Origin of the sequence: Pseudomonas sp. AOB-7 (assembly GCF_003696305.1) — a bacterium.
Lineage (GTDB): Bacteria > Pseudomonadota > Gammaproteobacteria > Pseudomonadales > Pseudomonadaceae > Aquipseudomonas.
On sequence record NZ_RFFK01000030.1, the window covers coordinates 1 to 5,012 of the forward strand.

Genomic DNA, 5,012 nt, shown 5'->3' on the forward strand with positions numbered 1-5,012 from the left:
AGCCAGCACATCAAGCTGGGCAACGGCCAATTTATCCAGGCCGGCAGCGAGATCCATCTATCCAGCGGCCTCAAGGTGGTGTTGGAGGCAGGCAGCGAACTGACCCTCAAGGGCGGCGGCAGCTTTATCAAACTCGACGGCGGCGGCATCACCCTGGTCGGCCCGGTGATCAAGATCAACTCCGGAGGCGCACCGGGCAGCGGCTCGGGGGCGGCGTCCATCGCCCCGACATTGCCCAAACCCGCAGATNAGGCGCACCGGGCAGCGGCTCGGGGGCGGCGTCCATCGCCCCGACATTGCCCAAACCCGCAGATACCGCGCCAGTAGGCGAGAAAACCGGCACTGCCAATCTGAACCCGTTACCAGCCCCAACAGAAAAAGGGGTCAAGGGGCCGCAACAGTTGATCGTGGACGTCTGGGGCGACCCGGAGCAAGGCGGGCAAGTTGAACTGCTTAACCCGGAAGGTGACGCATGAGCGAGCTAAAGGATCAGCCCATCAACCAAGGCACGCGCAAGCGCACGGATTATGACAACGCCCGCCGCGCGAGGCTTGGGCTGAATATCGAGCGTAGCGATGGTGGAATGCTGCAAATCGTTGTTGAAACAGATATGCGCAGCCACGAAGAAGAAGAGAACATCCAGCAAAATACCTTTCTTTCTGTGGTGCCCATGGCGCGTCTACCGGGTTATGAAAAATACGATGAGGCACCTAAAGGTGGGGTACTTCGCCCCGGTCGTCTTTACGTTTTTCGCCAGGACAAACTGTGGCGTGAGCTGGAAAGTGACGGCAAAGGTCAGCTTTTCGAGGTGGATGTCGCGCACTGGCGCAAAACTGCAAAGAGTGGCGGCAAGGCAGATGAGCGTAAGCCTGTTGGTGCCAAGCAGCATCTGATTCTTGTACCCATGTTGTTACAAGGCCGTTTTGTCGGCGACCAGCTTGCCATGGCCTACAGCGAACTGCCCTGGACCTGGGAATACATCGAGTGGCTGGAAGCCAGCTCTGCGCGGGTCAAGCAACGCTGCCAGAACATTGCGCCGGCTTGGGCTGCCGCCGTGGTAGGCCCAGAGCAATGGAAAGCCACGCAAGCGATGCCAATTATTCAGATCACCCGCATTAGCAAAGGCATGTGCGCCCGTGAGCTGCACCTTGAAACCCTGCTGGAAGACCCTCTGCTATTCAATGCCGGCCTCACTGAATTACCCGCAACATCGTTGGTCAAGCAGCTTGAGCACCGACAAAAGGAACTGGCCGGCTTTATCAACAGCGCTCCACCCGAGCCACTGCCGGCACTCCCCGCCAATAAAGACTTGCTCTCCGAATACCAGTTGCGCGGCCATCCGCAATTGGTCGGGGTAATGCTCGACGACCCCATTTTTGCCCTGCGCCATGCAGTTGCTCAGTCGAGGCTATGTGCTGAGCTGTTGCAAACCCTCAATGCATTGGTTGCGCACCAACCCTTTGGCCGTTATGCCGAGGTGCTTTACCAAGAGGCCATGCCTGCGGGCGGCCCACTGCAGGAATTCAAAAGCCATATCGACATAGCGGCGCTGAAGAAAGCCACCCTGCACAGCGAGCGCGAGCAAGCCCGCGAACAGCTCTATCGCCAACAGGAACGCATGCTCAAGCTGGTCGAACGGTTGCCTGCGGTATGGAACGACTTTCTCCACAGCCGTGATGAACGCCTGCTGGAACCCTATGCCCAGCTAGCCGAACTGCTGGAAGTGCTTAACCGCTCACCCAAAGGCTGCGACCCGCGCTGCATCGAAGCGCAAGACCTGAAAGTCAGCGCTGCCGTGGACAAACTCAGCCGCCAACTGATCGAGGCCACCCATGCATTGACCAAAGGTTTGCTGGCCGATGCTCAGGGGGAATTACCAGAAACCGCCAAGCGCCTGCAGGCACTGGCGGCAGGCGGCCTTGCCGTCAAGCCTGAGCGCTTGGGCCTAAGCGCACTGAGTTTTCTTAACACCGCCTATGCCGGGCAAAACCTGGCTTCAGCTCTGGACGAATTGCTCAACCATGTGGCCACCGCCAGCGCGCTCGCGGTCAAACGTATCAGCGAAAGCAATAGCGTTACTCAGGTGCAACTGCACCGCAGCTTCGCCCCCACCTTCGATGTGCTGAAAAAACTGCATAGCCAGGTCAAAGGGCTGAAACTCCTGCCGCAAGGCGAAGCCCTGGCCAAGAATATGGTGGTGCTGGGCGTGCATGGCGATGGCTTCAGCTTTGGTATCACCGCCGCCGAGCGTGCGACCCTGACCCGTGATAACTACCTCTATGCCAGCCTGGAGAAGAAGAATGGTCAGGTACTCGCCACCAGCAGCGGCAAGCTGGCCGAGCGCTTGAACTTTGCCCGCAAAGACCTGGGCCAGGTGATGGTTGTGGCCGCCGAGGCCAACGACCCACTGGTGGCCGACTACAAACAATGGCGCACCAGCGCCGCTCACCTGAGCACTGCCAAAACCCTCGCCAATAGTAAGACACTGCCCATACTGGCGACGGTGTGTGCGGGGTTTAGTTTGTATGCGAATACAGAAGGCGCTAAGTCTTTGCGGAATAACGGCGAAAAAGCGCGCTTCTATGTAGGTGTAGGAGGAGCGTTAGCAGATCTTGGGCTTGCCACCAATAACGTTGCTCTCAAATTACTGAATGATGCCAAGCGTACTGGTAATCCTTGGCATGTGTTTTGGGAGCGAGGCCGTTTCCAGACATCCGGTTTCTGGGCCGACAACCTGCTAAAGCGTACCGGTAGCACCTGGCTAAGTGCGTCGCGTGTCGGCTCCGCTGCTGCAATGGGGGTAACAGCTATCCTATTTGCCTGGGACGCAGGTCGTGCTCTGCGTGACGGCGACGACGATGTCGCTGTGGCCAATATGATCGCTGCCAGCGGCTCGGGTATCTGGGCGCTCTATACCATTGGCCTGCTGGCCAGCCCCTGGCTGCTTGGCCTGGGCGTTGGCTTGCTGGTGGCCGGGGTTATTGGAACCGTGCTACTGGCCGATGGCGCGGTAGAACAAGCGATCAAGCACGGCCCCTTCGGCACCAAGCAGCGCCTGCCGCAGATGAACGACCCCTTGCAGGCCTATCAGCAATTGCTGGGAGCTCTAGGTGAACCCCGCGTGCAGATCGAGCGCCTGCAGTTATGGCAGAGCAAGGCCGGCGCGGCGGACAAGGCCCGCCTGCTAGCCGCACAAAACGAAGCGCGCGTTTACCTGGCCCCGCAAGACTGGGTAGTCGAGGTAAGCACCCCGCTGCTGGGCCAGTTCCGCAATGGCCTCGACTTTCGCCTGATAGCCAAGGAAGTGCTACGCACTCGCGGCCACACCTCAGGCTGGACCTACCGTTATCAGCCGATCCCCAAGGAAAAGCTCGGTGCCCTGGTACTCACCGGCAATCGCTTGCTCTTTGTACTGCCTGCCCAGTTTGACGTGCCCACGGCAGGTGACCCGCTGCGCTATCGGCAAGCGATCGAATACAGCCTCAAGGTCTACGGGCAGTTCCAGCTGGGCGAAACCATTTGCCACGCAGGCGATCCCTTCCCAGGCTATAACCGCATCACGCTCCCCCAGCCAAAGCCGCGTAACTGGCAAGCATTTGCAGCGCAGATGCCCACAGACAGGGACAATGCCGACGATGTGGCCTATTGGCTAATCACCCAAAGGGACTTTGCCAAAATATGAATGCTTCTGTTGCACCGACAGCGTCCTATGCCAATTCTGCTTACCGCAGCAATGCCATTCCAGCTCAACCACCGCATAAGTGGTCGCAAGATGCCGATCGTGCCAGCCCGACTCGTACGCAATTGCGCTGGGGGCACTATGCCAATCTGGAGCCGTGGCAGGATGTGGATGCACAGTTGCAGCCCGGCATGCGTGGCTACCTAGATGAAAAAAAAGAAGATGATCTATATATCAACCAAAAGCGCTGGAATTTCGATAACACCAACAAATGGATGATTTTGATTCCATATTTGAAGTATTCATCTTTATTTTTCATTCCTTGGGGTTTTTGGATGCTTAGCCTCGGGGGGGCGCTGGCTAATAGAATTAAATGGATAGATCAAACTTTCGGCGCCAGCATCGGAATGGCGGCCGATATATTGTTAGTTTTTTTCTCTATGGCGATGATGGGATTAAGTGCTTGGCTTATATGGGGAAAAGATAATCCTCGATATAAGGACTACTTAGTTCACGCCGGAATAGGCTTTGCCGTCGCTATAATTGCTTCGTTAATAACCTTTCAAACCTCTCCCTACGGAGTCGACCTGTTCTGGCTCTGCGCCGGCATGGCCTTTAGCGTCTTTATGGGCCTGATCGGCTGGGATTACTTGCAAGACCTCTACCTGCGCGTATTCGCCCACGATGGCAGCGGCTTTAACCGCCAGACCGGCATGCTGACCATCGGCCGACGCTTCCAAAAGCCCTTTAGCGCCCCGTTCTACGAGTTCGACGCCACCCTGGAGTTCCGCCCTGGCCCCCATGGCAACAGCGGTTTCGCCATCTGGCTGCATCACCGCTACACCTCGGTCGAGGTATTTCTTGGTGGCAAAATCCAGTCCCTGGGCATGAACCTCGAAGAAGCCCTGGCCTTCTGGGATACGTTGCAACGCTATATGGATGTAACCCAGCCCTTGCCCGAACTGCCGATCCTCGAACAGTTCCGCCACCTCGACCCCACCACTGCCGAGCACGACCGACAGAGCAAGTGCGACCCGCGTCGCTGGCGCGATATGCCTTATAGGGTCTGGGAGCGCCGTGGCCGTGCGGAGATGATAAAGCGCAACCGTGAGTACAAGTGGCAAGAGCAACCCTGCATCCTCCAAGCCAAGATTGACCCCAGCCTGAGTATCGAAACCTACTACCGCCAGCAGGAAGCCAAGGGCATCCAGGCCACGCCCAAGGGCGACGATTACGACAATATTCATCGGGGGTGAAGTTACCGGAAAAGCTCGGTGCCCTGGCGCTCACCGCCAACCGCTTGCTCAAGGAACTTGCATGGCTGTAAGTGACC

The 5,012-nt window shown here is 57.7% G+C and carries 2 protein-coding genes and 1 pseudogene; all 3 read left to right on the top strand.

What is annotated here, in order from left to right:
• Window positions 1-327, top strand: a pseudogene (locus tag EA796_RS23595) (type VI secretion system tip protein VgrG); the annotation flags it as partial.
• A gap of 145 nt (window positions 328-472) precedes the next feature.
• The gene (locus EA796_RS22735; protein ID WP_147459080.1) at window positions 473-3,682 is read left to right on the top strand and encodes a toxin VasX; all 3,210 of its coding nucleotides are present in this window, start codon (window positions 473-475) and stop codon (window positions 3,680-3,682) included.
• Window positions 3,679-4,935: a hypothetical protein gene (locus tag EA796_RS23525; protein WP_256679248.1), complete on the top strand. Its 1,257-nt coding sequence runs from the start codon at window positions 3,679-3,681 to the stop codon at window positions 4,933-4,935. The genes EA796_RS22735 and EA796_RS23525 overlap by 4 nt, the downstream gene beginning before the upstream one ends.
• Window positions 4,936-5,012 lie beyond the last annotated feature (77 nt).

Excerpts from the sequence above, each read along its gene's own strand:
- EA796_RS22735 (WP_147459080.1), top strand. The coding sequence starts at position 473 with ATGAGCGAGCTAAAGGATCAGCCCATCAACCAAGGCACGCGCAAGCGC.
- EA796_RS23525 (WP_256679248.1), top strand. The coding sequence starts at position 3,679 with ATGAATGCTTCTGTTGCACCGACAGCGTCCTATGCCAATTCTGCTTAC.